Origin of the sequence: Halococcus qingdaonensis (assembly GCF_024508235.1) — an archaeon.
Classification (GTDB): Archaea; Halobacteriota; Halobacteria; order Halobacteriales; family Halococcaceae; genus Halococcus; species Halococcus qingdaonensis.
The window spans coordinates 2,486,797-2,509,413 of sequence record NZ_CP101943.1 but is presented as its reverse complement, the minus strand read 5'-3'; the positions used below and the strand labels follow the sequence as shown (position 1 = coordinate 2,509,413).

Here is a 22,617-nt window from a genome sequence, read left to right as displayed (position 1 = left end):
CCGCAGCGTTAACCGGCCGGCGGCGGTAGGAACGGCGAAAGATGAGCGACGAACGCACATCCTCGACGATCGAATCGGACCCCAGCGAGGAAACGACGGAAATCCTCCGTGAGACGGTCGAGACGTTCGACTGTACGTCGGGGACGCTCCATCGGCGGGACGGCGACGAACTGACGCTCGTCGCGTCGGTCGACATTCCGGAGTCCGTGCTCTCGCGGATCGAGCGGATCCCGATCGGCAAGGGGATGGCCGGGCTGGCCGCCGAGCGCGCCGAACCGGTCGACGTCTGCAACCTCCAGACCGACGACTCGGGCGTCGCCGAGGAGGGCGCACGGGCGACCGGGATGGAGGGATCGCTGGCCGCGCCGATCTTCGGGGCCGACGACAGGGTCGAAGGGACGATCGGGGTCGCCAAGCCCGAACGGTACGAGTTCCGGCCCGACGAACGCGAGCAGTTGATGGCCGTCGGGCGACGACTCCTCGATCATGACGACGCATAACCCGCCGCTCGGCGCAGAGCTCCGTTCCCGTCGGCAGGCACGCGGCCTCAATCCGACGGAGCTGGCGGCCCACCTCGACACCACGGCGACCGCGATCAGAGCGTGGGAGGAGGGCAACCAGGAGCCAAGCGACGAGCGGGCGGCCGTGCTCGTGGAGCTGTTCGGCGAGAGCGAGCGCTCCGGGTAGTCGATCGAGGGTGATCGGCCGGTGGAATTTATGTCGATCGACGACGAACGACCGCTATGAGTCAGGAGAGCCCAACGGTCGGGGTCGGAACGACCGTCTACACCGAAGACGGCGCGAAGCTCGGGACCGTTCGTGGGTTCGACACGGACGGTTTCTTCATCACGACCCGCGAGGGCGTCGAATCGCTCTCTGTCGAACACGAGCGGGCGGGTCACGTGCTCGGCGAGGCCGAGCTGATGTGGCGCTGTGGCGAGTGCGGCGAGATGGGAGATCTCAAGGGCGGCCTCCCCGACAGCTGTCCCTCGTGCGACGCAGCGAAGGAAGAACTGTACTACTGGACCGAAGACTGACGTGGAGATCCTGGTTTTCGGCGCGGGGAGTCTCGGCAGCCTCGTCGGCGGGCTCTGCGCGCGCGAGCATCGCGTGACGCTGGTCGGGCGCGACCCCCACATCGCGGCGATCCGCGAATCGGGGCTCGCCGTCGAGGGAGCCGTCGAGTTCACGACCCAGCCCGAGGCCCGGACGATGGTCCCCGAGCGGGCCGATCTCGCGCTCGTCACGGTGAAATCGTTCGATACGCCCGCTGCCGGGCACGCGCTCGCTGACTGTAACCCAGAGATAACCTGCTCGCTCCAGAACGGCCTCGGCAACGAGGAGGCGCTCGCCGCGCAGCTCGACACCGTGCTCGCCGGCACCTGCACTTACGGCGCGCGACGCCCCGCCGCCGGACGGGTCGAGTGTACCGGCATCGGCGAGATCGCGCTCGGTACGCCCGACGGCGGTCCCTCGGCGGCTGCGGAGCGCGCGGTCGAGGCGCTCCGATCGGCGGATATCGACGCCGTACACGACGATGGGATGCCGAAGCGCCTCTGGCGAAAGCTCGCCGTCAACGCCGGCATCAACCCGACGACCGCGCTCGCCGGGGTCGAAAACGGTGCGCTCGCCGATGGCCCGCTTCAGGACATCGCCAGCGAGGCCGCCTGCGAAGTCGCTCGCGTCGCCCGGGAGCAGGGCGTCAATCTCGCGGAGAGCGAGGCGGTCGCGGCGCTCGAATCGGTGGTCGAAGCGACCGCGAGAAACACTTCGTCGATGGCACAGGACGTCGAAGCAGGGACGAAAACCGAGATCGACGCGATCAACGGTGCCGTCGTCGATCGTGCCGACGATCGAGTGCCGGTGAACCGGACGCTCGCCGCACTCGTTCGTGCGCGCGAGCGTGGCGACTGAGCGGGCGGTGGAGATCGGTGAGAGTCAGTCGATATAGCCCAAATCTTCGAGGCGCTGTTTGGCGTCGTCGCCCATCTCCGAGAGCACTTCCTCGCCCTCAACGCTTCCCCAGTCGTCGCGATCGTGCTCGAATGCGGAGAGGGCGCTTTCGAGCTCGGCGATGACCGGGTCCTCGTCGCCGGTACGATCCGCGAGTTCATCGGGATCGCTGTCGAGCCGGTAGGCCTCGTCGGCGATGCGCTCGTTGTGGATGTATTTCCCGTCGGGCCGGCGCGCCGCGCGCATCCGCGAGTAAAACCGTGAATTCTCGTCGATCTCGATACCGGCGGCGCTCGCCTTGTTCTCGAGTTGGTTGAGCTCCACGACCGGCCGGTGGTACTCGACGAAAGCGTTCTCGCCGCCGGCGAACTCGCGGTAGCTCTCCGAGAGCAGCGATCGGTCGCAGTCGAGCGGGAGCCCCTTGCCGCGCGCGTCGGCGTGATCGAGCACCGTGTGGTAGAGGTCGGCGAGTTCGACCTGTTCGTCGCGCCGGCCCGGGTCGAGGTTGGGGTGTTTGACCATGAGCGGGACGTTGACGATCGGGTCGTAGACCGCGAACTCGTGACCGTACAGTCCATGCTCGCCGTGGAGCTCGCCGTGGTCGGCACAGACGATCACCAGGGTATCGTCCCACTCGTCGTTGGCGCGCATCCACTCGAACAGCCGGTGGAGCTGGGCGTCGACGTGGTGGATCTCGGCGTCGTAGAGCCCGCGGATCGAGTTCCACTCGGCCTCGCTGATGTCGCGTGCCCCGCTGTTGTACTCCTTCGAGTTCTGACAGACCTGCGTCGAGTCCACACCGGGTGCGAACAGCTCCTTGTGCTCCTCGGGCGGGTGGTAGGGGAGGTGCGCGTCCATCAGGTTGATGAACGAGAAGTAGGGCTCGTCGGTGTCGTCGATGAACTCGATGGTGCGGTCGATGACGGCGGGCGTCTTCGAGTCCGCTCCCTCGCCGCTCGCGAGGAACTCGTGGATCTCGTTGCCGAGGTTGACGAGCCAGTCGGCGGCCTGCCGGAGGCGTTCGTTGTCGTTCATCGTCTTCCAGACGCGCGCGAGCGGTCCCGAGAGCAGGTCGCCGGGCATCACCTCGAAGAAGTTGTCCTGGCTATCGAACCCGTCGGTGAGATGGGTGTAGGGCGTGATCCAGGCGTTCGAGGAGTAACACGAGCTCCGGTGGTCGGTGAGCGACTGGGCGAGCGTCGGGTGGCCTTCGAGATAGGGGTTCTCCTGGGTCGCGTTGTGCTCGCCGGGATAGCGCCCGGTGAACATCGAGGCGTGGGAAGGAAGCGTCCACGGGGCCGGGGCGACCGCCTGGTCGTAGACGGCGGCCTCCTCGGCGAACGTTTCGAGTCCGGGCGTCGTCTCGCGTTCGTCGTCGTAGACCGAGAGGTGGTCCTTGCGGACCGTGTCCATGACGACGAACAGGACGTTCCGCGCGGGCGTATCGCTCATACGTTCCCGTGACGACCGCGACCCTAAATACGCGCGGTTCGCCGTTGCTCGGCAGTCCACCGGTCGTCTCCGCCGCAGGCGAGGCGCTTAACCGATCGTGCCGAATACCCCGCCACATGCTGGCCCAGACGGTCGCGGCGACCGAAGTCAATCTCCTCGTCGTCTTCATGATCGCCGCGGGCGTCGGGGTCTTCGTCGCCAAGATCGGTCGTTTCCCCTATACGATCGCGCTCCTCCTCGCCGGCTTCGGGATCTCGATCATCCAGGCACTCACCGGCATCCAGCTGTTCGACATCCAGCTCTCGCACGATCTGATCCTGCTGGTGCTCCTGCCGCCGCTGCTGTTCGAGGGCGCGGCGACGACCGACCTCGAATCGTTCCGCAACAACCTCGTGACGATCCTCGTCCTCGCAGTCCCCGGCCTGATACTCGCCGTGCTCGTGCTCGGGCTCGTGGGCCAGTTCGCTTTCGGTTTTCCGCTGCTGGTTTCGCTGCTGTTCGCCGCGATGATCCTCCCGACGGACCCAGTGAGCGTGCTCGCGCTATTCGACGAGCTCGGCGCGCCCGAACGGCTCTCGACGCTCGTCGAGGGTGAGAGCCTGCTCAACGACGGCGTCGGCGTCGTCGTCTTCACGGCGCTGCTGGCGCTCGTCCAGGAGGCCAGGCGGACCGGCACGCCCATCTCGGAGCTGCTCACGCTGCGCGAGATCGGCTCGACGGGGTTGGACATCCTCGTGACGAGCTTCGGCGGGATGGTCGTCGGTCTGCTCGCGGGCTACGCGGTCTATCGCGTAATGGTCAACCTCGACGAGCACATGACCGAGATCGTCCTCACGCTGATCCTCACCTACGGGAGTTTCCTGCTGGCCGAACACTACCTCCACGTCTCGGGCGTAATCGCCACCGTCGTCGCGGGGCTGTTCATCGGCAACCGCGGCGTCGAGTACGCGATGAGCCCGCAGACGAAACTCTCGATCTTCAACACGCTCGAAACGGCCGCGTTCATCGTCAACACCTTCATCTTCGTCGCCATCGGCGCGACGACGCCGATCCGCCGGCTGGGCGAGTTCGCCGTCCCGATCGCGATCGCGATCGTGCTCGTCATCCTCGCGCGTGCGGTGGTGGTCTACCCGCTCACCGGGCTCGTCAACCGGTTTTCGAGCACCGAGGTGCCCTTCGACTACCAGCACGTCATGGTCTGGGGTGGGCTGCACGGCTCGATCCCGATCGCGCTCGTACTCGGACTCCCGCCGGGCTTCGAGCTCGGCACCCAGCTCCGGGCGATGGTCTTCGGTGTCGCCGCCTTCAGCCTCGTCGTCCAGGGGCTGACGATGCCACGGCTACTCAACGGGCTGGGCATCGTCACGCGCTCGGCCGACCAGCAGCTCTACGAACTGCTCAGCGGGCGCGAGCGCGCCACCGACGCCGCCCTCGACGCCGCCGACCGCCTCCACAGCCGCGGCGACATCCCGGCCGACGTCTACGAGGATTTTACCACCGAGTACGAGGAGGAACGCGACGACCTCCGCGAGGCCATCTCACAGCTCATGCGCGAGAACCCCGACCTCCGGCGCGAGGAGCTGCTCATCGGCGAGCGCCGCCTGCTCCAGCGCGAGAAGAGCGCCGTGCAGGACGCGATCCAGAACGGCGTCATTAGCGGCGACATCGGCGACCGACTGCTCGAAGAGGTCGATCTGAAACTCGACCGCGTCGACGACGGCCGGAGCACCGTCGACGAGACCGAGGAGGCCTACGAGGAGTTCTGGCGCACGCAGGCCGCGGAGTTCGGGCTCGATATCGAACCGAAGGGCGGGGGCGCGGACGACTGACGCGGCGCTCGGTGGCGAGAGTTGTCACTGGGAGGGAAAGAACCGATCGAAAAATCGTCGATCGTTTCGCTGGCTGTGTGTCGGAACCGCGGAGTGGCTTAGAAGGGGGCCTCTGGGCCTTCGTCGTCGTCGGTCGTCTCGCCGGGGAACGAGGGGCTCATGCCGCCGCCACCGAAGCCGCCGTCGCCCATGCCACCGCCGCCCATCCCGGTGTTGGCGTGGACCTGGTTGATCTCGGGGATCTCCTTGACCATCCGGCTCTTGATCGCCTGGATCGTCATCGGCGAGATACCACAGCCCGAGCAGGCACCGCCGAGCGAGACGGTCACTTCGCCCGACTCGCGGTCGAGTTCCTGGATCGCCGCGCTGCCGCCGTGCATCTGGATCTGCGGGAAGTTCCGACGGAGGAAGTTCGAGATCTCCTCGCGCAGGTCGTCATCGCTGCTCTGACTCTCGGTGCTCATGTTCGTGGGTACGCTCGCACGCTTCTTAGACCTTTGGACTCCCGGCATCGAGATCGAAGACGTCCCGAAGTTCGGCTTCGAGCGTCTCGACGTAGGCCGCGAGCACGCCCTCGAATTTCTCCTCGTCGACGACGATGGCCGTGAGCCGATCGTAGGGGTTTTCGGGAAGTTCGATGCGAAAACCATCGTCTTCCTCGTAGAACGGCTCGCTCTCGTTGAGCACCTGCTGGTCGATGGCGTGGATCAGTTCGGAGTCGTAGCGCTCGCTCATCGACTCGAAGGCGTTGCGGTAGGCGGTCTGGAGCTCGGGGAAGTAGTTCGCGTACTTGTCCTCGAACTGCTCGGGGCTGAACTCGGTCATGCACGGCACACGTGCGGCACGGACTAAAGCGGGCCGGTGGACGTCGGGTTCCGAAACTGGTTTGGAGCGTCCACGGCTCGACGAGACATGGACCCACGAGTCCGCGAGCACGCACAGCTGATCGCCGATGCCGTCGATCTCGCGGCCGGCGACGAGTTCCTCATCAAGTCCGAGCCGCCGGCCGACGACCTCGTGACCGCCCTCTACGAGGTCGCCGGCGAGCGCGGTGCCCACCCGCTCGCGATCCGGACCAATCGCAGCGGCCGGGCGATGCGGGCCTATCTCAACGCCGCCGACGAGAGTGGCGTGGAGTTCGAGACGCCCGCCCACCAGCGCGCGCTCGTCGAGGCCGCCGACTGCCACGCGATCATCCGCGGCCACGAGAACGTCACCGAGCTCGGCGACGTCGATCCGGACGTGAACTCGGCCTACGAGAAGGCCCACGGCCCGATCCTCGAAGAGCGCCTCGGCCACCGCTGGACGCTCACCCAGCATCCCACGACGGCGAACGCACAGCTCGCCGAGATGAGCATCGAAGCCTACGAGAACTTCGTCTACGACGCCATCCTGAAGGACTGGGATGAACAGGCCGAGTTCCAGGCCCAGTTGGTCGAAATCCTCGACGACGCTGAGGAGGTCCGGATCGTCTCGGGCGAAACGACCGACGTCACGATGTCGATCGCGGGCAACAACGCGATCAACGACACCGACAGCCACAACCTGCCCGGCGGAGAGGTGTTCACCGCCCCCATCCCTGACTCCGTCTCGGGCGAGGTCCACTTCGACAAACCCGTCTACCGCCGTGGTCGCGAGATCACCGACGTGCGACTCACCTTCGAGGAGGGTGAGGTCATCTCCCACGAGGCCGAGAAAAACGAGGATCTCCTGACGACGATCCTCGACACCGACGCGGGCGCACGCCGCCTCGGCGAGCTGGGCATCGGGATGAACCGCGACATCGATCACTTCAGCTACAACATGCTGTTCGACGAGAAGATGGGCGACACAGTGCATATGGCCGTCGGCCGTGCCTACGACGACAACGTCGGCGAGGGCAACGAACAGAACCAGAGCGCACAGCACGTCGACATGATCGTCGACATGAGCGATGACTCGCGGATCGAAGTCGATGGCGAGGTCGTCCAGCGCGACGGCACCTTCCGGTTCGAGGACGGCTTCGAGGCGTAATCAGAACGTTTCCGTGTGCGGGCGGAGATCGAATTCGAGCGTCCAGGCGCTCTCGTCCTGTTCGACGAGCTGCCAGTAGTTCGTGGCGATGGCGTCGGGATCGAGATAGTCATCGGGGTTTTCGATGTCCCGATCGGGCGGGCGAATGCCGCCGTCGATGATGACGTGGGCGACGTGAATCCCCTGCGGGCCGAGATCGCGAGCCATCGACTCGGCCATCCCGCGGACGGCGAACTTCCCGGCCGAGAAGGCGAGCGCACTCTCGTTGCCCCGGACCGATGAGGTCGCACCGGTGAAGATCACCGTCCCGCCGTCGTTGTCGAGCATGTCGGAAACGGCCTCTTGCGAGCAGTGGAAACTCCCCTGCGGGCCGACCGCGAGGGCTTGCTCGAACTCCTCGTCCGAGAGATCCAGCAGTCCCTTCCACGCACCGCCGCTCGCGTGGTTGACGAGTACGTCGACAGCACCGAACGCCTCGCGGACCTCTGCGAACCCCGCCGCGACCTGCTCCGCATCGGTGATGTCCGTTTGGACCGCAAGCGCCTCGCCGTTCTCGTTCAGTTCGTCGGCGAGCTCCTCGATGAACGCCGCCGAGCGCGCGAACAGACCGACCGCACAGCCTTCCGCGACGAACTTCCGGGCGATCGACGCACCCAATCCGGGACCGACGCCCGCGATGACGGCCGTTCGTGTCATATCCATCACTCACCACGCAGTCACAAAACTGTTCGGTGGATCGTCGGCAGCGACCGGGGTGGCGGCGATGGCGGGGTGGCTGCGGTGCTGTGCGGTGGCGGTGAGCGAAAGCAGCGGTAGCAAGCAGGCCAACGGCCAAGCGGGTGGGAGTTAGGCCATCGGAAGAGCGGAGCGCTTCTGAGCCGTCGTTCACTGTCGACGCACGAGGATAGGGTTTCCACGGGGTTCGAGCGCCGCGAGGCGGCAGAGCCGCCTCGATCCGTGCGAGCGGGCCTACGGCCCGCGAGCAGACGCCGCGAGGCGCGAGCGAGTCCCCCGTGTGAAAAGTGGGGCGTTATATGACGCGGTTCTGCAGGTAGTCGAGGTGTTTGGCGTTGTAGACGATCTTGACCTCGTCGGCAGCCGGGCTGCCGATGCAGGTCAGACGCACGTTACGGTCCTCGACCTCCTCGTTGGAGAGGATCTGCTGCATATCCATGTCGATCTCGCCCTCTTTGACGATAGCGGCGCAGTTCGCACACGCGCCCGCTCGACACGAGAACGGCCAGTCGTACCCCTGCGCCTCGGCGGCTTCGAGGATGTACTCCGACTCGTTGACGTCGATCGTGCCGTAATCCTCTTCGCCGAGACCGGCGTCCGCGGCCTTCTCGAAGAGGTCCTCGTCCTCGATCTCCCATCCCTGATCGTCGAACACTTCGTAGTTGACGTATTCTACGGTGGGCATCATCCGCCGTTGACCCCCCGGCTTGTTAGGTGTTGTTGTTCGGATCACAGAATCGATCAAAAGACCGTGAGAAACCGGAAAACGAGGTAGGCAGCGATCGTCGAGATCGCGGGAACCAGGTTCTGGAGGGCGATGACTTTCGCCGTCGTCGCCGGTTCGAACAGCTCCGCCGCCTCGTCGGTCGCCCCCGGATCACGCAGGTCTTCGTCGGCCACCACGGCCTCGCTGACCGACGTCCCGCCCGTCGCCAGCGGGTCGGTGCGCTCGCCGACGGTCCGGGTCGCCCGACCCCAGCCGAGCCCGACGATCGACATCGTGGCGATGATGACGACGCTGACAGGGATGTCGAACCACGAGAGAATCGTGACGAGCGTCGAACTCACGACCGCGACTACGAGCGCCGCGAGCAGCGGCATCTCGGTGAGCCCCTCTCCCATCGTCGCGATCGTTCGCCGCCCGATCGTGAACGCGCCGAGCCCGACCGCGACGCCGACGAGCAACAGTCCGGGCTCTATCGCGAGCGTGCCCGCGCCGACCAGCGGCGCGATCGCGTTGGCGGCGTTCGACGTGCCCGCGCTAAACGCCGTGTAGCAGGCCACGACGATCACCAACAGCGTCCCGACGGCCTCGCGACGGGTGGTGTTCGCCCCGAGGCGTGGCCGTGGCAGCAGCCCCCGACGATCGAGTGCGAACAGCGAACCCTCGGTCTGGTTGATCGCGAGCGCGCTGGCGAGCCGTGAGTAGAAATATCGGCCGACGACGGCGCTGACCCAGAAGGCGACGATCGGCGAGACGAGCCACCAGGTCAGAATTTCGGTCATCGTCGCCCAGTCGAGCGCCTCGCTCGCCAGCCCGAGACCCGCGATCGAGCCGACGCCGGTCATCGACGTCGAGGCGGGCACGCCGACGACGTTGGCGAGAAACAGCGCGAACCCGATGAAGAAGAGCACGACGACGCTCGTCTCGGGGGTGAAGTGGCTCGACGGGACGATCCGCCCGCCCATCGTTCGGACGACGCCGCGCCCGACCGTCCAGCCGCCGAGAAAGAAAGAGAGCGTCATCAGCGCCGCCGCACCGGTCTTCGAGACCGCGCTCGCGCCGGCGGCTGGCCCGAAGGCGACGCCGATGTTCGAGCCGCCGACGTTGAAGCCGACGAACACCGCGACGCCGAGGCCGACGACGAAGAGAACCGAGAGTGTCATGCTCCCACATACGACGCCGAACGGATAGTTCTTTCTCGCCCACGAGAAACCAGTTCGTAAGTTATCGACGACGATTTCCGACGGATTTAGGCCGGTGCTCGCGGAGAGCCCCCATGTTCGAGGGTTTCGAGGTGATCCCGGCCGTCGACGTGCAGGACGGGCAGGTCGTCCAGCTCGTCGGCGGCGAGCGCGGGAGCGAAACGGCGTACGGCGATCCGGTCGAAGCGGCCGAGCGCTGGGTCGCGGCGGGCGCGCGCACGCTCCATCTCGTCGATCTCGACGGCGCGTTCGAGGGCGAACGCGAGAACGCGCGGGCGATCGAGCGCATCGTCGAAGCGGTCGACGTCCCCGTGCAGCTCGGTGGCGGGATCCGCACCGCCGCCGACGCCCGTTCGCTGCTCGACAGCGGCGTCGAGCGCGTCATTCTGGGGACCGCAGCCGTCGAGAATCCCGATCTCGTCGACGAGATCAACGAGACCCACCCCGGGCGGGTGCTCGTCAGCCTCGACGCCAGCGGCGGGGAGGTCGTCGTCGCCGGCTGGACCGAGGGTACGGGAATGGATCCCGCCGAGGCAGCCGTCGAGTACGCGGAGCGGGGGGCGGGCGGGATCCTGTTCACCGACGTCGATGTCGAGGGTCGGCTGGAGGGTGTCGAAGCCGAGCGCGTCCGTCGGATCGCGGAAGCGGTCTCGATTCCGGTCGTCGCCAGCGGCGGTGTCGGCACGATCGACGACATCCGGACGCTCCGCGGGGCGGGTGCGGACGCGGTCGTCGTCGGCAGCGCGCTCTACGAGGGGCGGTTCACGCTTGCCGACGCGCGTGCGGCGCTCGACGAGTGAGGGAACCGCCGGCACGAGGTCAGTACGGCGACGGCTAGCGAATCAGCGATCGAGAGTGAGAGGACGGCTTCGTTTCACCGAGTGGCGTTCCAGCGCGTGAGGAACGCCGACGCCAAGCCGGTGAGACCGACCGGGATGGCGAGAGCGACCAGCGGGACGATGAGACCGGCGATGTCGAAGGGGTTCGTGGTCGTGCCCCCGGTCGCGGTGGCTTCGGCACCACCGCCGCCACCGCCGGCGACGAGACCGATAAGGACGGCAGCGATGAGCACCATCACGATGTAGCCGACCGCGGTGGCGATGAAGCTCGTGAGATAGGTCGCTCGCGCCTCGTCCAACCGTTCGGCGATGCGGAGCCCGGAGAGGACGGCCATGACGGGACCGGTCAGCAACACGACGATCAGCACCGAGATCAGAAACAGGGCGGCGACGATCGCCCCGCCGAACCCGCCACCGCTGCCGCCGGCGAGCAGTTCGAGGACGATGACGCCCAGCAGACCGAAGCCGGCACCGACGATGCCGAACAGCCCGATGACGAAGGTGAGCTGTGATCGCGGGCCGGACTGGGCGAGCGTGTCGCGCGCCGAGTCGAGGCTCCGGCCGATCGTCTCACCGGCACCACCCTCGTGGCGCGTTTCGCCGGTCGATCGGTCGGTGGTCGGAGTGGTGTCGGCCGTGGAGCGGCCGTCGGTCGCGGAGTAATCATCGGCCGTGGAACGGTCACCGGCAGTGGACCGGTCGTCGTCCGGGTTACGGTCGCTCGTTCCATCGTCGATATCCATAGCTCAGATGGCAGTCGGCTGGAAAATAAGGGTTTGGAACGACCGACGGCTAGCACAACGGCCTTACGTCTGCCCGGAAAGCACCGATATGCCCCGGACCGCGACCGTAACGCGCGAGACGGCCGAGACGGCCATCGAGCTCTCGCTCACCATCGACGGCGACGGCGACGCGACCGCCGAGACGGGCATCGGCTTTCTCGATCACATGCTCGACTCGTTCGCGAAACACGGCCTGTTCGATCTCGACGTGACCTGCGACGGCGACCTCCACATCGACGACCACCACACGATCGAGGACGTCGCCATCGCGCTCGGGACAGCTTTCGACGAGGCGCTCGGCGACCGTGCCGGGATCCAACGGTTCGCCGATCGGAAAGTCCCACTCGACGAGGCCGTCGCGGGCGCTGTCGTCGATATCTCGGGCCGGCCGTTGTTCGAGTTCGACGGCGAGTTCTCGCAGGCCACGGTCGGAGAGTTCACGAGCGCGATGGCCCCGCATTTCTTCCGCTCGCTCGCGACGAACGCCGGACTGACGCTTCACACTGAAGCGACGGGCGAGAACGCCCACCACGAGATCGAGGCGCTGTTCAAGGCCGTCGCGCGGGCGCTCGACGACGCCACCCGGCCCGACGAGCGCCGTGAGGGAACGCCGAGCACGAAAGGCACGCTGTGATGTTCGACGAGATCATGGCGAAGTTCGCTGGCAGTCCGGGCCAGCAGGCGGTCGTCAGGCTACTGCTCGAACGCGGCTTCTCGGTCAGTTCGGAGGGTCGGGTGGTCTCGGGCGGCATCGAGATCCCGAACACACAGATCGCGACCGAGGTCGGCGTCGACAGGAGAGTCGTCGATTCGACGACCGACACGCTGCTTGACGACGACGAACTGCGCCCGATTTTTCAGAATATTTCGGCGGTCCCCAGTTTGAAGGACCTCGCGCCGGTGCTCGATCTCTCGGTTCTCACGGTTGCAGTCGGCGACGCCGAAGGGGTGGGCATCGTCGCTCGCGTCACGACCGTGATCGCCGATCACGACGTCTCGATCCGCCAGACGATCAGCGAGGACCCCGAGTTCACCGACGAACCGCGGCTGTCGATCATCACCGACGAACCGCTGCCCGGTGACGTGTTGACCGAGATCCGCGAGCTCCCGTTCGTCCGCAAGCTCGAACTCGAATGAGCGAGACCTATCGCACGGTCAGGGGGCGCGGCGAGGCGGCCTTCGAGGAGCGCGGCTCGCGGTTCATCGGTTACATCGCGCCCGCCGAAACGGTCGCCGACGCCGAAGAATTCGTCGCCGCTATCGAGAACGAACATCCAGACGCGTCGCACAACGTGCCGGCCTATCGGGTGCGCGCCGATCCGCTCAGGGAGTACGCGAGCGACGACGGCGAGCCCGGCGGGTCGGCCGGCAAACCCGCGCTCACGGTCCTGGAACGCGAGGAACTGGAGAACGTCGCGGCGGTCGTCACGCGCTACTACGGCGGGACGAACCTCGGCGTCGGCGGACTCGCCCGTGCATACGGCCGGGCGGTGAAGCTCGCGCTCGACGACGCCGGAACCGTCGAACAGCGCCCGCACGAACGACTTCGTCTCACTGTCGACTACGACGACTCGGGGACTGTTCGTGGGATCCTCGAAAGCAGTGACGTGGAGTTCCAGGCCGAGTACGAAGAGCGGGCGAGTTTCGCGGTACGCGTACCGAGCGACGACGCCGAGGAGCTGCGCGAGCGACTGCTGAGCGCGACCAGCGGCCGGGCGGAGCTGGAGTCGGTCGACGGCGAGTGAGAGCGGGGAGAGAAGGTTAGTCGGCACCAGCCGTCGACCCGGCCATCGTCCGCGAGCGTGCGTAGCCGACGATGGCGTAGACCGCGGGTGTGTCGAACAGCGCGATGAGGAGTTTGAGCAGGTACTGACCGATCCCGAGGCCGAGCAGGATCGACGGCGGGAGCGCGCTGCCGACGCCGAGCAGTTCGGGCGCGAGATAGAAGGCGACGCCGACGAAGATCACGGTGTCGATCGCCTGACTCGTCGCCGTCGAGCCGACGTTGCGCAGCCAGAGCGCGCGCCCGTCGGTGTACTCCTTGAGCCGGTGGAAGACGAACACGTCCCAGTTCTGGCTCACGAGATAGGCGAGCAGGCTTCCCAGGACGACGTTGGTGCTCGCGCCGAGCACCGCGGCGAACGTTCCAGGATCGACCGCGCTGCTGGCCGCGGCGGGGGCGGCGATCGTCGCCCAGACCAGGACCAGGAGCACGATGTTCATCGCGAAGCCGAGGTTGACGAGGACGTGCGCCGACCGCCGGCCGTACAGCTCCGAGTAGCAGTCGGAGGCGAGGAAGGTCAGCGCGTAGGCGAGCGACGCACCCGGGAGGATCAGCTCCGAACCGACGATCGGCAGCGAGAACGGGATCGAGAACGCGAGCACCTTCGTCGCGGTGAGCTGGGCGGTCACGAGCGCCGTGGTAAAGAGGGCGATCAGCGCGACCTGGACGCCGGAGGCCCCGCGATCGCTCATCGTGGCCTCCGTGTGGTGGCTGCTGGATACTGAGTCATACCGGAGGCGAACGCCACGGGTAGATAGGCCGTTCGGTCAGTCGGCGCTCTCGCGCTGGCTCCGCGTCGTCCGCCGCCCGCCGAGGGTGTATATCCAGAGCAGGCCGAGTCCGAGCCCGTAGCAGAGCATGATCGGGATACCGATGATGAACATCATGAACACGCCGCGCGGCGAGACGTAGGCGGTGAACGCGAACACGCCGACCGTCACCTCGCGCCAGCGGTTGCGCATCGCGCCGTAGAGCACCAACCCCCCGCGATGGAACAGCACCATCGTCACGGGGATCATCGCGAGCAGGCCGATACCGGCGGTCGTGAAGAAGACGAGCCAGCCTGCGGCGCTGATCCGATAGGCGACCACCATGTTCGAGCCGACGACATCAGCGGCAAGCCACGAGATGACCGTGGGGGCCACGGTAGTGTAGCCGACGGCGACGCCGCCGACGAGACTCGCCAACATTGCACCGGCCCACGCGAACAGCACCCGTCTGTCGCCGCCGGCCAGGCCACGTTCACGGAGCGCCGGCCACGCCCAGTAGAGGAAGAAGGGGAGCACGGCGAGCGCCGCCAGGAGGGTGCTGAGCTTGATCTCGAAGACGAGCGCCTCCACAGGATGCAGTTCGACGACGCCGACGCTCTCGGGGCGGACGGCCGCCGGCAGTCGCGTGAGGAAGTCCGACCGGATCCCGCCGATACCGCCCTGCGAGAGCCAGATGAACGTACCGGCGAGCACGGCCATGAACAGCCCGAAGAGGAGGAAGGCCCGCGAGCGCAGGCTGTTGAGGACGAACGCGATGTCGTAGTAGTAGCCGCCGATGTCCTCCTCGGTCGTCTCCTCGGCGGTGAACGAATCGACCATCCCGGCGGTCGTCCGGGTGAGCGCGTTGCCCTCGGGTTCCTCGGTCTCTTGGTCCTCGACGGCCGGCTCGAACTCGTCGGGGAACTCCTCGTCCGACTGGTCGGCGTCCTCGTCGTCCGGCGTCTGTGCGTCGTCGAAGCGATCGAGGATCGCCTGTGCCTTGTTCGGATCGCCGTCGCTCATCGCCATGCTCGCCTGTGCGGTCGCCTCCTCTTCGCTCATTTCGGCGAACGCCTCGGCCGGTGCGGCCCGGACGCCCGCCTCGTCGAGCGCGCCGACGTCGATCGTCGCGGGGCTGTCGGGGCGACCTGGTTCGGCGGCAGCGCTCTCGATGGCGCGGTAGAGGTAGTAGACGAGCGCGAGGACGACCAGCGCGAGGAAGATCGCGGTCGCGACGACCGCGATGGCCGCGTCCCGCGGCAGGCCGAGCAGCGGACCGATGTACTTGAACACCGGCTCCTCGGGCGCGAAGAACGGGATCTGTGGGACGATCACCTGGTTGAAGTAGCCGCCGAAACCGGCGACGATGGCACCGGCGACGCCGCCGGCGATCAGCGTGGGGATACCGAAGATTCGCAGCCAGCGATCGCGGACGACCCCGCGAACGCTGACGGCGCTCCCGCCGCGCTGGAGCGTCACGACGAAGCGCGTGAGGCCGAGGCTGAGCACGTAGAGGAGGATGATCGGCAGCGCCCAGAGCACCTGCGTGAACGGGTCCGGCGGCGAGAACAGCGCGCCGAAGCCGAAGGCGGCGACGATGGCGTACTTCCACTTCTCGCGGAAGGTCTCGTAGGGGACGATCTCCGACAGCGAGAGCCCGGTCATCACGAGCGGGAGCTGGGCGGCGATACCGAACGAGATGGAGAGCAGGAGGATGAACTGTGCCCAGAGCACGATCGAGTAGGTCGGTTGGAAGCCGACCGCGACGGAGTTCGACGCGAGGAACTCGAACATCAGCGGGAAGAAGACGAAATAGCCGTACGATGCGCCGAGAACGAACAACAGCGCGGCGATGACCACGACGAGCGCGGCCTTCCAGCGGCCGCCGATCCGCGGCCAGTAGCCGCGGGTCTTGAGCGCGTCGCGCGAGTAGTAGAGCAGGACCGGCAGCGAGACGAACGCGGCGACGAACAGCGCGATCTTCACCTGGAGGAGCGGCACGTCGAACGGCGTCGTGGCGACGACCGAGGTCTGTTTGGCGACCGCGGGCGGCAGTCGAGCGAAGAGATCGGTTTTGAGGCGATCCCAGACGTAGAGCCAGAGCGCGTAGAACGAGCCGAGGAAGGCGACGAGGAAGACGATCGCGACCTTCTGGAGATGCGTCTGGGCGGCCGACAGCAGCGCACCCAGCGTCTCCCGTCCGCGCGCGACCGAGCGGCGAACGTCGTCGTCGACGGCTCCGGACATCCTACGAGACGATTGCCGACTCCCGGTTATCAATCTTGTCGGTCGCGCCCGCGAGAAGAAGGCTTACAACGCTGACCGCGAAACCGTCGATCGAATGGCCGAGTCGACGGGGACGGGTGTCACCGACGGCGAGAGCGCGCCGATCGACGACACCGAGATGCCGCTTGCCGACCACATCGAGGAGATGATCAAGCGCCTGGCGATCGTGCTGGTCGTCATGGCGCTGGTCAGCGGCATCGTCTTCCCCGTCGCCGACGACCTCATCAACTTCATCTGGTACGAGCTGCTGCCGGGACCGATGGGACCAGGAGCGGCCAAACCACGCGTCTACGACCCGCTCGCGCTAATTCTCGCCCGACTCAAGGTCTCATCGCTCGCTGGTTTCGTGATCGCGCTCCCACTCTTCGTCTTTCAGACCTATCGGTTCATGCGCCCCGGGCTCTACCCGAACGAACGCCGCTACTATCTCGCGGCCGTGCCGACGAGCCTCATCCTCGCGATCGCCGGCGTCGGTTTCGCGTTCTACCTCGTCCTCCCCGTGATCTTCACCTACTTCCTCCAGTACTCCGAGGGCGTGACAACGATCGCGTTCGGGCTGACCGAGACGTTCGGGCTGATGACGCTGCTGATGGGCTTTTTCGCGCTCGTCTTCCAGATCCCGCTGTTCGTGATGCTCGCGATCATGATGGGTGTCACCTCGCGGGCCTGGCTCGCGAGCAAACGGCTCTACTTCTGGGGGGCCTTTCTCGGGCTCTCCTTCCTGTTCAGCCCCGACCCGACCGGGATGGCCCCCATCCTCGTCGCGGCGACGATGATCACCCTGTTCGAGGGCACACTACTACTACTCCGCTGGACGGGGAGCGAGTAGCGAAGCGCCACGAGCGACGACGGGCCTCAGAGACGATCGCGGATCGCGTCGGCATCGTAGGAAAGCGACAGCTCGCGCGAGCGCCCGCGGCCCTCGACGGTGGTGTAATCGGCGTCGACCAGCCCAACGCTATCGAGTTTGTTGACCAGTTCCGAATAGCGGGTGTAGCCGAGCCCCGTCGCTTCCTGAAAGGCCTCGTAGACCGCGCCGGCGCGCTCGCCGTCGTGGTCGGCGATCGTCGTTAGGAGCGTTCGCTCGGGCTCGGACAGCCCGCGAACGCGCCGCGAGAGGTGGACGTGTCTGGCCGTCTCGTAGGCCGTCTCGACGTCCTCGCTCTCCACGGCGTCGCTCGCACGGCGTTCGGCGTTTAACCCTGCCCGCCGGAGGAGATCGATCCCGACCCGCAGATCACCCGTCTCGGCGGTGAGGGCGGCCACCCGATCCAGGACGGGGGGTGCGAGAACGCCATTGCGGAAACCGCGCTCGACGCGCTCGCCGAGGATGTCGACGATCGCGTCCTCGTCGTAGGCCGGGAAGAACACCTCCTCCGGGCGGAAGACGCTCTGGACGCGGCCGTCGAGTTCGGCGATCACGTCGAGATCGAGATCCGAGGAAACGAGCAGCACGCCGATCTTCGCGCCCGCGTGCGTCTCGTGGGCCCTGAGTAACGAGTAGAGCGTCTCGGAGGCCTCGCCCTCGTAGAAGAGGTAGTTCACGTCGTCGAGACACACGGTCAAGATCTCGTCCTCGTCGGTGAGGTGGTCGGTGATCTGCTTGAACAGGCTCTTGAACGAGACGCCGCTGGCCGGCGGTTCGTACTCGAAGAGCTGCTCGAAGATCCGCGAGAAGACCGCGTAGCGCGTCGAGTCCACCTGACAGTTGACGCGGACGGTTCGAACCCCGCGCCGGCCGTCGAGCTCGCCGAACAGCTTCTGAATCGCGGTCGTCTTCCCCGTCCCGGGCGGTCCGCGCACCATCGCGTTGAGCGGGCGCGAGCCCCGGACGGCGGGCCGGAGCGCGTACTGCAGCCCCTCCAGCTGCGTGTCGCGATGCCGGAAGGTCTCGGGCAGGTAGTCGATCTCGAAGACGTGCTCGTCACGGAAGATCGACTCGTCCCACGAGAGTATGCCGTCCTCGGCCATCACTTTCACCACGCTCCGCGACGATTTCAAGGCTTCGGCGGCGAGTCCTACCCGGTGTTGGTCAGTCCGCCGTCGATGAGGATCGATTCGCCGGTGACGTAGCTCGCGAGATCGCTCGCCAGGAACACGACGACGTCACCGACCTCCTCGGGTGAGCCGGGCCGACCGAGCGGGATACTAGGGGACGCTTGATCGCCCTGCTCCGTCCGTTCGCTCCCCTCGGAGTCGTCGGGTGCCATGTCCTCGGCGGTCATCGCGGTCTCGATCTGACCCGGATGGATCGAATTGACGCGAATGTCGTGCTGACCGAGATCGGCCGCCGCGGCGTACGAGAACAGCCGAACACCGCCTTTCGCGGTCGAGTACGGTGTGAGGTTCGGGTAGCCCTCGAAACCGGCCGCGCTCGCCATGTTGACGATCGAGCCGCCTTCCTCCTGATTGATCATCGCCGCCGCTGCGGCTTGGGTCCCGAAATAGACCCCATCCAGATTGATCTCCATGAGCTGCCGGTACTCGTCGTAACCGACCTCCGTGAGCGGTTTCTGCGGACCGATGATCCCCGCATTGTTGACCATCACGTCGATCCCGCCGAACTCCTCGGTCGCCCCGACCGCATTTTCCAGCGATTCGCTGTCGGTCACGTCGCACTCGACGTATTTCGCGCGAACGTCGGTCTCGGCTTCGAGCAGTTCGTGCGTCGGCTGCCCGCCGAGACGGTCCTCCTCCCGGATGTCGGCGACCACGACGTCCGCGCCCTCCTCGGCGAACTGCCGGGCGATGCCGCGCCCGTTCCCGCTCGCTGCCCCGGTGATCACGGCTGTCTGACCGTCCAACAGATCGGACATGATCAGTCCTCGGACAGCTACCCGTGTATATTTTTTGTGAGATATTTTATATAGCCACGAATCGACCCGCTACGATCCCAAAGACAGCAACGAGATCCGACGGAGTCCGAACCGATTCGACGGGATCAAGAACTGGAGCGTTATCACACCACGATTCGTCCGTCTGCATGCTGGCCATGGCCGCCGAACGGGTTGTTTTCGATGTCATCCAGTGCGTAATACATCAAATAGCGTTAATATGGTCTGCCGTGAGGTGGAAGTGAATGACAGACGATGACAGCCAAAGGAGCGTGGAGGACGGACAGTCCGTCGACGAGCAGGGAGAAGCGGGCACCGGACGGAGTGAAACGCGACGCCGAACGTTTCTGAAGGGGTCGGCCGTCGCACTCGGTGCGGGCGCGTTCCCAGCTGCGGCCGATCGGGCCACAGGTCACGACGACGAATCGGATGACGGCGATCGAGTCGATCGCGTCGGGACAGCCACCAGCGGCGAGGGGATGGTCGCCTCGTCGGACCCGCGGGCGAGCACCATCGGGGCCGACGTGCTCGATGCGGGCGGCAACGCGGTCGACGCGGCGGTCGCCGTCCAGTTCGCGCTCAACGTCGTCCAACCCCACACGTCGGGCATCGGCGGTGGCGGGTTCATGCTCGTCTACGACGCGGGCGAGGACGAGCTCTATTCGGTGGACAACCGCGAGCGCGCGCCGTTCGGCGCGACGCCCGATATGTTCCTCGAGGACGGCGAGCCGATACCGTTCGACGAGCGCATCACGCTCGGACAGGCGGTCGGCGTGCCTGGGACGCTCAAGGCCTGCGACATCGCACTGAAACGGTTCGGCACGCGGGAGATCACCGATCTCATCGATCCCGCGATCGATCTCGCTGGCGGGACGCGGGTCGACTACTACCTCGGACGGACGATCGAGGAGGAGTACGAGAAGTTCAACGACGCAGCACGTTCGGTGTTCGCACCCGGCGGAACACCGCTCGCCATCGGTGATCGTGTCGAACAGCCGGATCTCGCCGCGACCTTCGAGACCATCGCCGAGAACGGTGTCGGCGCACTCTACAAAGGTGGTGTCGGTGAGGCGGTCGCCGACGTCGTCCAAAAGAACGGCGGCAGCATGACGCCCGCCGATCTGGGCGCGTACAACGTGACCATCGACACGCCGGAGTACGTCGAATACGGCGACGTCACGGTGCGAACGCAGCCGCTGCCGAGCTCCGGCGGGCTGACGATCGCGCATATCCTCTCGCTGCTCGAACCGTTCGATCTCGCGGGGTACGATCGACAGTCGATCGAGCTCTACCGACTGCTGGCGGAGGCGTACAAACTGGCCTACGCCGACCGTGGCGAGTACATGGGCGACAAACAGTTCGTCGATGCGCCGTGGCAGGGGCTGCTCGACGAGGAGTATCTCGGCGAGCGCCGGGCGACGATCGAGGGCGGCGGGGTGACGACCAAGACCCAGCAGCCGGGGGAGCCGTGGAGCTACCAGCCCGGCGAACCGTACGCCATCGACCCACTCACTGTCGACGACGTCTCCCAAGTCAAGGACGCACCGCGCCCGTACATTCCCAGCCCGCGCGGCAGCACGACGCACTTCACGGTCGCCGACAGCGAGGGGAACATGGTCTCGTGGACGAGCACGATCGAGCAGCTGTTCGGCAGCGGCATCATGGTGCCCGGCCACGGATTCATGCTCAACAACGAGATCACCGACTTCGATGCCGAACCCGGCGGTCCGAACGAGGTCCAACCCCTCAAGCGGCCGCTCAGCTCGACGAGCCCGACGATCGTCTTCCGCGACGGGAAACCCTTGTTCACGGTGGGATCGCCCGGTGGCACGACGATCATCACGACGGTCGCGGAGATGATCATCAATCTCGTCGACTTCGACATGGACCTCGCCGAGGCGGTCGCCGAACCGCGCCTCTACGCCAACTCGGAGCCCGCGATCTATCCCGAGGCAAGCGTGCCAGAGGACGTCCAGCAGGGGCTACGCGATCTCGGCTACGAGCTCTCGCCGTTCACGACGCTCGGCAACGTCATGACGATCCGACAAGACCCGGAGACCGGTGAATACACCGGCGCGGCGGACTTCCGGAACGGCGGAGCGACGCGAGGGCTCTGAAAACTCACCCCGACCACCCCTCAACTCAGTCGGTCGTCGGCGCGTCGGCCCGCTCCATCGCCGCGAAGCCGCGTTCGAGATCGGCGAGCAGGTCTTCGGGATGTTCGATGCCGACAGAGACCCGGATCAGGGTGTCGGTGATGCCGTTTTCGAGGCGCGTCTCGCGCGGGATCGGCTCGTGGGTCATCCCGGCGGGATGCTCGATGAGACTCTCGACGCCGCCGAGGCTCACGGCGAGCGAGAACACGTCGAGCGCTTCGAGGAAGGCCTGCGCATCCTCGAAGTCGCCGTCGAGTTCGAACGAGAGCACACCGCCGAAGCCGGACTGCTGTGTGCGCGCGAGTTCGTGCTGGGGATGGCTCTCGAGCCCCGGGTAGTGCACGGTGCGAACCGCCTCGTGCTCGTCGAGGTGGGTGGCGAGGATCGATGCGTTGTCCGCGTGGCGCTCCATCCGGACGGGGAGCGTCTTCAGCCCGCGCGCGACGAGGAACGAATCGAAGGGGGCGAGCATGTCGCCGAGTCCGACCCGCTGGTGGAATTCGAGCGTCGCGGCGAGGTCGGCATCGCTCGTGATCGCCGCGCCGCCGACCGAGTCGGAGTGACCATTTATATACTTGGTCGTGCTGTGGACCACGACGTCGGCTCCCAGTTCGAGCGGCTGTTGGAAGTACGGACTCAGGAAGGTGTTGTCGACGACGAAGGTCGCGTCGTCGCCGACCGCCGCCGCGATGGCCTCGATGTCGCAGAGCTTCAGCAGGGGGTTCGTCGGCGTCTCCATCATCACGAGGGTCGTTTCGGGCTCGATGGCTGCCGCCACGGTCTCGGAATCGGTCGCGTCGACGAAATCGACGGCCACGTCGAGACGGTTCTCGAAGACGGTCTCCAGGAGGCGGCGCGTGCCGGCGTAGAGATCGTCGAACGCGACGACGTGGTCGCCGGGTTCGACGACCGAGAGCGCCGTGGTCGCGATCGCCGCCGTGCCCGAAGAGAAGGCGAACGCGCGGTCGCCACCTTCGAGCGCTGCGAGGCGCTCTTCGAGGGCGTGTCGCGTCGGGTTCGAGAGTCGCGAGTAGAGGAACTCGCCGGCCGCCGGGTCGGCGTCGTCGAGCCCGACGCTCGGATCGAGCGCGTCGAGTTCGAACGTCGAGGAGAGGTGAATCGGTCGCACTACGTCGCCGGTCTCCGAGGCGCGCCCGCCGGTGGCGATAGCAGTCGTGTCGAACCGCCGGTCGTCGTCCATACCCGTGCTACCGGCTCCCTCACCAAAACCCTTCGTTAGTTGTCAGTAATTATTGCCAGCGCGATATGAGCAGTGGTAA

General features: G+C 66.4%; 24 protein-coding genes. 12 read left to right on the top strand and 12 right to left on the bottom strand.

The window, feature by feature from the left end; genetic code table 11:
- The first annotated feature begins 41 nt into the window (after nucleotides 1–41).
- The 4 genes from NO363_RS13060 to NO363_RS13045 are packed head-to-tail and all read left to right on the top strand — an operon-like array spanning nucleotide 42 to nucleotide 1,914.
- A complete protein-coding gene (locus NO363_RS13060) occupies nucleotides 42–500 on the top strand; it encodes a GAF domain-containing protein (protein ID WP_256685689.1) in 459 nt (152 codons plus the stop codon).
- On the top strand, nucleotides 487–687 hold the full coding sequence (locus tag NO363_RS13055; RefSeq protein ID WP_256685688.1) for a helix-turn-helix domain-containing protein: 201 nt from the start codon (nucleotides 487–489) through the stop codon (nucleotides 685–687). The genes NO363_RS13060 and NO363_RS13055 overlap by 14 nt, the downstream gene beginning before the upstream one ends.
- A gap of 56 nt (nucleotides 688–743) precedes the next feature.
- On the top strand, nucleotides 744–1,037 hold the full coding sequence (locus NO363_RS13050) for a DUF7130 family rubredoxin-like protein (protein ID WP_256685687.1): 294 nt from the start codon (nucleotides 744–746) through the stop codon (nucleotides 1,035–1,037).
- Nucleotide 1,038: 1 nt separating this feature from the next.
- Nucleotides 1,039–1,914, top strand: a complete 876-nt coding sequence (locus NO363_RS13045) for a ketopantoate reductase family protein (RefSeq protein ID WP_256685686.1) — start codon at nucleotides 1,039–1,041, stop codon at nucleotides 1,912–1,914.
- A gap of 24 nt (nucleotides 1,915–1,938) precedes the next feature.
- Here NO363_RS13045 and NO363_RS13040 read toward each other — a convergent pair whose 3' ends face one another.
- The gene (locus NO363_RS13040; protein WP_256685684.1) at nucleotides 1,939–3,405 is read right to left on the bottom strand and encodes a sulfatase family protein; all 1,467 of its coding nucleotides are present in this window, start codon (nucleotides 3,403–3,405) and stop codon (nucleotides 1,939–1,941) included.
- A gap of 116 nt (nucleotides 3,406–3,521) precedes the next feature.
- Here NO363_RS13040 and NO363_RS13035 point away from each other — a divergent pair, with 116 nt between their 5' ends.
- On the top strand, nucleotides 3,522–5,234 hold the full coding sequence (locus NO363_RS13035; protein WP_256685682.1) for a cation:proton antiporter: 1,713 nt from the start codon (nucleotides 3,522–3,524) through the stop codon (nucleotides 5,232–5,234).
- 98 nt (nucleotides 5,235–5,332) lie between these two features.
- Here NO363_RS13035 and NO363_RS13030 read toward each other — a convergent pair whose 3' ends face one another.
- Both NO363_RS13030 and NO363_RS13025 read right to left on the bottom strand, forming a co-directional pair.
- Nucleotides 5,333–5,698: a NifU family protein gene (locus tag NO363_RS13030; RefSeq protein WP_007740361.1), complete on the bottom strand. Its 366-nt coding sequence runs from the start codon at nucleotides 5,696–5,698 to the stop codon at nucleotides 5,333–5,335.
- Nucleotides 5,699–5,723: 25 nt separating this feature from the next.
- Nucleotides 5,724–6,059, bottom strand: a complete 336-nt coding sequence (locus NO363_RS13025) for a DUF5783 family protein (RefSeq protein ID WP_256685681.1) — start codon at nucleotides 6,057–6,059, stop codon at nucleotides 5,724–5,726.
- Between the two features lie 87 nt (nucleotides 6,060–6,146).
- Between NO363_RS13025 and NO363_RS13020 the strand changes: the two genes are divergently transcribed.
- Nucleotides 6,147–7,247: an aminopeptidase gene (locus tag NO363_RS13020; protein WP_256685679.1), complete on the top strand. Its 1,101-nt coding sequence runs from the start codon at nucleotides 6,147–6,149 to the stop codon at nucleotides 7,245–7,247.
- On the opposite strand, the gene NO363_RS13015 is transcribed toward NO363_RS13020, so the two are convergent.
- The 3 genes from NO363_RS13015 to NO363_RS13005 form a co-directional block, all read right to left on the bottom strand.
- The gene (locus tag NO363_RS13015) at nucleotides 7,248–7,943 is read right to left on the bottom strand and encodes an SDR family NAD(P)-dependent oxidoreductase (RefSeq protein ID WP_256685677.1); all 696 of its coding nucleotides are present in this window, start codon (nucleotides 7,941–7,943) and stop codon (nucleotides 7,248–7,250) included.
- A 334-nt stretch (nucleotides 7,944–8,277) separates the two neighbouring features.
- Nucleotides 8,278–8,667 (bottom strand): ferredoxin Fer, encoded by a 390-nt coding sequence (gene fer, locus NO363_RS13010; RefSeq protein WP_256685675.1) that lies wholly within the window; start codon nucleotides 8,665–8,667, stop codon nucleotides 8,278–8,280.
- 56 nt (nucleotides 8,668–8,723) lie between these two features.
- On the bottom strand, nucleotides 8,724–9,869 hold the full coding sequence (locus tag NO363_RS13005) for an inorganic phosphate transporter (protein WP_256685673.1): 1,146 nt from the start codon (nucleotides 9,867–9,869) through the stop codon (nucleotides 8,724–8,726).
- Nucleotides 9,870–9,982: 113 nt separating this feature from the next.
- On the opposite strand from NO363_RS13005, the gene hisA reads away from it, so the two are divergent.
- The gene (gene hisA, locus NO363_RS13000) at nucleotides 9,983–10,708 is read left to right on the top strand and encodes a 1-(5-phosphoribosyl)-5-[(5-phosphoribosylamino)methylideneamino]imidazole-4-carboxamide isomerase (protein ID WP_256685671.1); all 726 of its coding nucleotides are present in this window, start codon (nucleotides 9,983–9,985) and stop codon (nucleotides 10,706–10,708) included.
- A 74-nt stretch (nucleotides 10,709–10,782) separates the two neighbouring features.
- Here the strand turns inward: hisA and NO363_RS12995 are convergent, their stop codons facing one another.
- Nucleotides 10,783–11,490: a hypothetical protein gene (locus NO363_RS12995; RefSeq protein ID WP_256685669.1), complete on the bottom strand. Its 708-nt coding sequence runs from the start codon at nucleotides 11,488–11,490 to the stop codon at nucleotides 10,783–10,785.
- An 88-nt stretch (nucleotides 11,491–11,578) separates the two neighbouring features.
- Between NO363_RS12995 and hisB the strand changes: the two genes are divergently transcribed.
- The 3 genes from hisB to NO363_RS12980 are packed head-to-tail and all read left to right on the top strand — an operon-like array spanning nucleotide 11,579 to nucleotide 13,274.
- Nucleotides 11,579–12,163, top strand: coding sequence for an imidazoleglycerol-phosphate dehydratase HisB (gene hisB / locus NO363_RS12990; RefSeq protein WP_256685667.1), 585 nt, complete (start codon nucleotides 11,579–11,581; stop codon nucleotides 12,161–12,163).
- The gene (gene trpY, locus NO363_RS12985; protein WP_256685665.1) at nucleotides 12,163–12,666 is read left to right on the top strand and encodes a TrpY family transcription regulator; all 504 of its coding nucleotides are present in this window, start codon (nucleotides 12,163–12,165) and stop codon (nucleotides 12,664–12,666) included. Before hisB ends, trpY begins: the two co-directional genes overlap by 1 nt.
- On the top strand, nucleotides 12,663–13,274 hold the full coding sequence (locus NO363_RS12980; protein ID WP_256685663.1) for an IMPACT family protein: 612 nt from the start codon (nucleotides 12,663–12,665) through the stop codon (nucleotides 13,272–13,274). The genes trpY and NO363_RS12980 overlap by 4 nt, the downstream gene beginning before the upstream one ends.
- A 16-nt stretch (nucleotides 13,275–13,290) precedes the next feature.
- On the opposite strand, the gene NO363_RS12975 is transcribed toward NO363_RS12980, so the two are convergent.
- Both NO363_RS12975 and NO363_RS12970 read right to left on the bottom strand, forming a co-directional pair.
- The gene (locus tag NO363_RS12975; protein ID WP_256685661.1) at nucleotides 13,291–14,004 is read right to left on the bottom strand and encodes a queuosine precursor transporter; all 714 of its coding nucleotides are present in this window, start codon (nucleotides 14,002–14,004) and stop codon (nucleotides 13,291–13,293) included.
- A 75-nt stretch (nucleotides 14,005–14,079) separates the two neighbouring features.
- A complete protein-coding gene (locus NO363_RS12970; protein ID WP_256685659.1) occupies nucleotides 14,080–16,308 on the bottom strand; it encodes a twin-arginine translocase subunit TatC in 2,229 nt (742 codons plus the stop codon).
- 94 nt (nucleotides 16,309–16,402) lie between these two features.
- Between NO363_RS12970 and tatC the strand changes: the two genes are divergently transcribed.
- Nucleotides 16,403–17,176 carry a twin-arginine translocase subunit TatC gene (tatC, locus tag NO363_RS12965; RefSeq protein WP_256685657.1) on the top strand — a complete coding sequence of 258 codons (774 nt, stop codon included), beginning with the start codon at nucleotides 16,403–16,405 and terminating at the stop codon, nucleotides 17,174–17,176.
- A 26-nt stretch (nucleotides 17,177–17,202) separates the two neighbouring features.
- Here the strand turns inward: tatC and NO363_RS12960 are convergent, their stop codons facing one another.
- On the bottom strand, nucleotides 17,203–18,318 hold the full coding sequence (locus NO363_RS12960) for an ORC1-type DNA replication protein (protein WP_256685655.1): 1,116 nt from the start codon (nucleotides 18,316–18,318) through the stop codon (nucleotides 17,203–17,205).
- Between the two features lie 47 nt (nucleotides 18,319–18,365).
- The gene (locus NO363_RS12955; RefSeq protein ID WP_256685654.1) at nucleotides 18,366–19,163 is read right to left on the bottom strand and encodes an SDR family oxidoreductase; all 798 of its coding nucleotides are present in this window, start codon (nucleotides 19,161–19,163) and stop codon (nucleotides 18,366–18,368) included.
- Nucleotides 19,164–19,426: 263 nt separating this feature from the next.
- On the opposite strand from NO363_RS12955, the gene ggt reads away from it, so the two are divergent.
- Nucleotides 19,427–21,298, top strand: a complete 1,872-nt coding sequence (gene ggt / locus NO363_RS12950; RefSeq protein WP_256685652.1) for a gamma-glutamyltransferase — start codon at nucleotides 19,427–19,429, stop codon at nucleotides 21,296–21,298.
- A gap of 25 nt (nucleotides 21,299–21,323) precedes the next feature.
- On the opposite strand, the gene NO363_RS12945 is transcribed toward ggt, so the two are convergent.
- Entirely contained in the window at nucleotides 21,324–22,538 is a 1,215-nt protein-coding gene (locus NO363_RS12945; RefSeq protein ID WP_256685650.1) for a trans-sulfuration enzyme family protein, read from the bottom strand.
- Nucleotides 22,539–22,617 lie beyond the last annotated feature (79 nt).

Bases quoted from the DNA above. Each gene is read 5' to 3' on its own strand.
- NO363_RS13060 (WP_256685689.1), top strand. From the start codon at position 42: ATGAGCGACGAACGCACATCCTCGACGATCGAATCGGACCCCAGCGAG.
- NO363_RS13055 (WP_256685688.1), top strand. From the start codon at position 487: ATGACGACGCATAACCCGCCGCTCGGCGCAGAGCTCCGTTCCCGTCGG.
- NO363_RS13050 (WP_256685687.1), top strand. From the start codon at position 744: ATGAGTCAGGAGAGCCCAACGGTCGGGGTCGGAACGACCGTCTACACC.
- NO363_RS13040 (WP_256685684.1), bottom strand. From the start codon at position 3,405: ATGAGCGATACGCCCGCGCGGAACGTCCTGTTCGTCGTCATGGACACG.
- NO363_RS13035 (WP_256685682.1), top strand. From the start codon at position 3,522: ATGCTGGCCCAGACGGTCGCGGCGACCGAAGTCAATCTCCTCGTCGTC.
- NO363_RS13030 (WP_007740361.1), bottom strand. From the start codon at position 5,698: ATGAGCACCGAGAGTCAGAGCAGCGATGACGACCTGCGCGAGGAGATC.
- NO363_RS13025 (WP_256685681.1), bottom strand. From the start codon at position 6,059: ATGACCGAGTTCAGCCCCGAGCAGTTCGAGGACAAGTACGCGAACTAC.
- NO363_RS13020 (WP_256685679.1), top strand. From the start codon at position 6,147: ATGGACCCACGAGTCCGCGAGCACGCACAGCTGATCGCCGATGCCGTC.
- NO363_RS13015 (WP_256685677.1), bottom strand. From the start codon at position 7,943: ATGACACGAACGGCCGTCATCGCGGGCGTCGGTCCCGGATTGGGTGCG.
- fer (WP_256685675.1), bottom strand. From the start codon at position 8,667: ATGCCCACCGTAGAATACGTCAACTACGAAGTGTTCGACGATCAGGGA.
- NO363_RS13005 (WP_256685673.1), bottom strand. From the start codon at position 9,869: ATGACACTCTCGGTTCTCTTCGTCGTCGGCCTCGGCGTCGCGGTGTTC.
- hisA (WP_256685671.1), top strand. From the start codon at position 9,983: ATGTTCGAGGGTTTCGAGGTGATCCCGGCCGTCGACGTGCAGGACGGG.
- NO363_RS12995 (WP_256685669.1), bottom strand. From the start codon at position 11,490: ATGGATATCGACGATGGAACGAGCGACCGTAACCCGGACGACGACCGG.
- hisB (WP_256685667.1), top strand. From the start codon at position 11,579: ATGCCCCGGACCGCGACCGTAACGCGCGAGACGGCCGAGACGGCCATC.
- trpY (WP_256685665.1), top strand. From the start codon at position 12,163: ATGTTCGACGAGATCATGGCGAAGTTCGCTGGCAGTCCGGGCCAGCAG.
- NO363_RS12980 (WP_256685663.1), top strand. From the start codon at position 12,663: ATGAGCGAGACCTATCGCACGGTCAGGGGGCGCGGCGAGGCGGCCTTC.
- NO363_RS12975 (WP_256685661.1), bottom strand. From the start codon at position 14,004: ATGAGCGATCGCGGGGCCTCCGGCGTCCAGGTCGCGCTGATCGCCCTC.
- NO363_RS12970 (WP_256685659.1), bottom strand. From the start codon at position 16,308: ATGTCCGGAGCCGTCGACGACGACGTTCGCCGCTCGGTCGCGCGCGGA.
- tatC (WP_256685657.1), top strand. From the start codon at position 16,403: ATGGCCGAGTCGACGGGGACGGGTGTCACCGACGGCGAGAGCGCGCCG.
- NO363_RS12960 (WP_256685655.1), bottom strand. From the start codon at position 18,318: ATGGCCGAGGACGGCATACTCTCGTGGGACGAGTCGATCTTCCGTGAC.
- NO363_RS12955 (WP_256685654.1), bottom strand. From the start codon at position 19,163: ATGTCCGATCTGTTGGACGGTCAGACAGCCGTGATCACCGGGGCAGCG.
- ggt (WP_256685652.1), top strand. From the start codon at position 19,427: ATGACAGACGATGACAGCCAAAGGAGCGTGGAGGACGGACAGTCCGTC.
- NO363_RS12945 (WP_256685650.1), bottom strand. From the start codon at position 22,538: ATGGACGACGACCGGCGGTTCGACACGACTGCTATCGCCACCGGCGGG.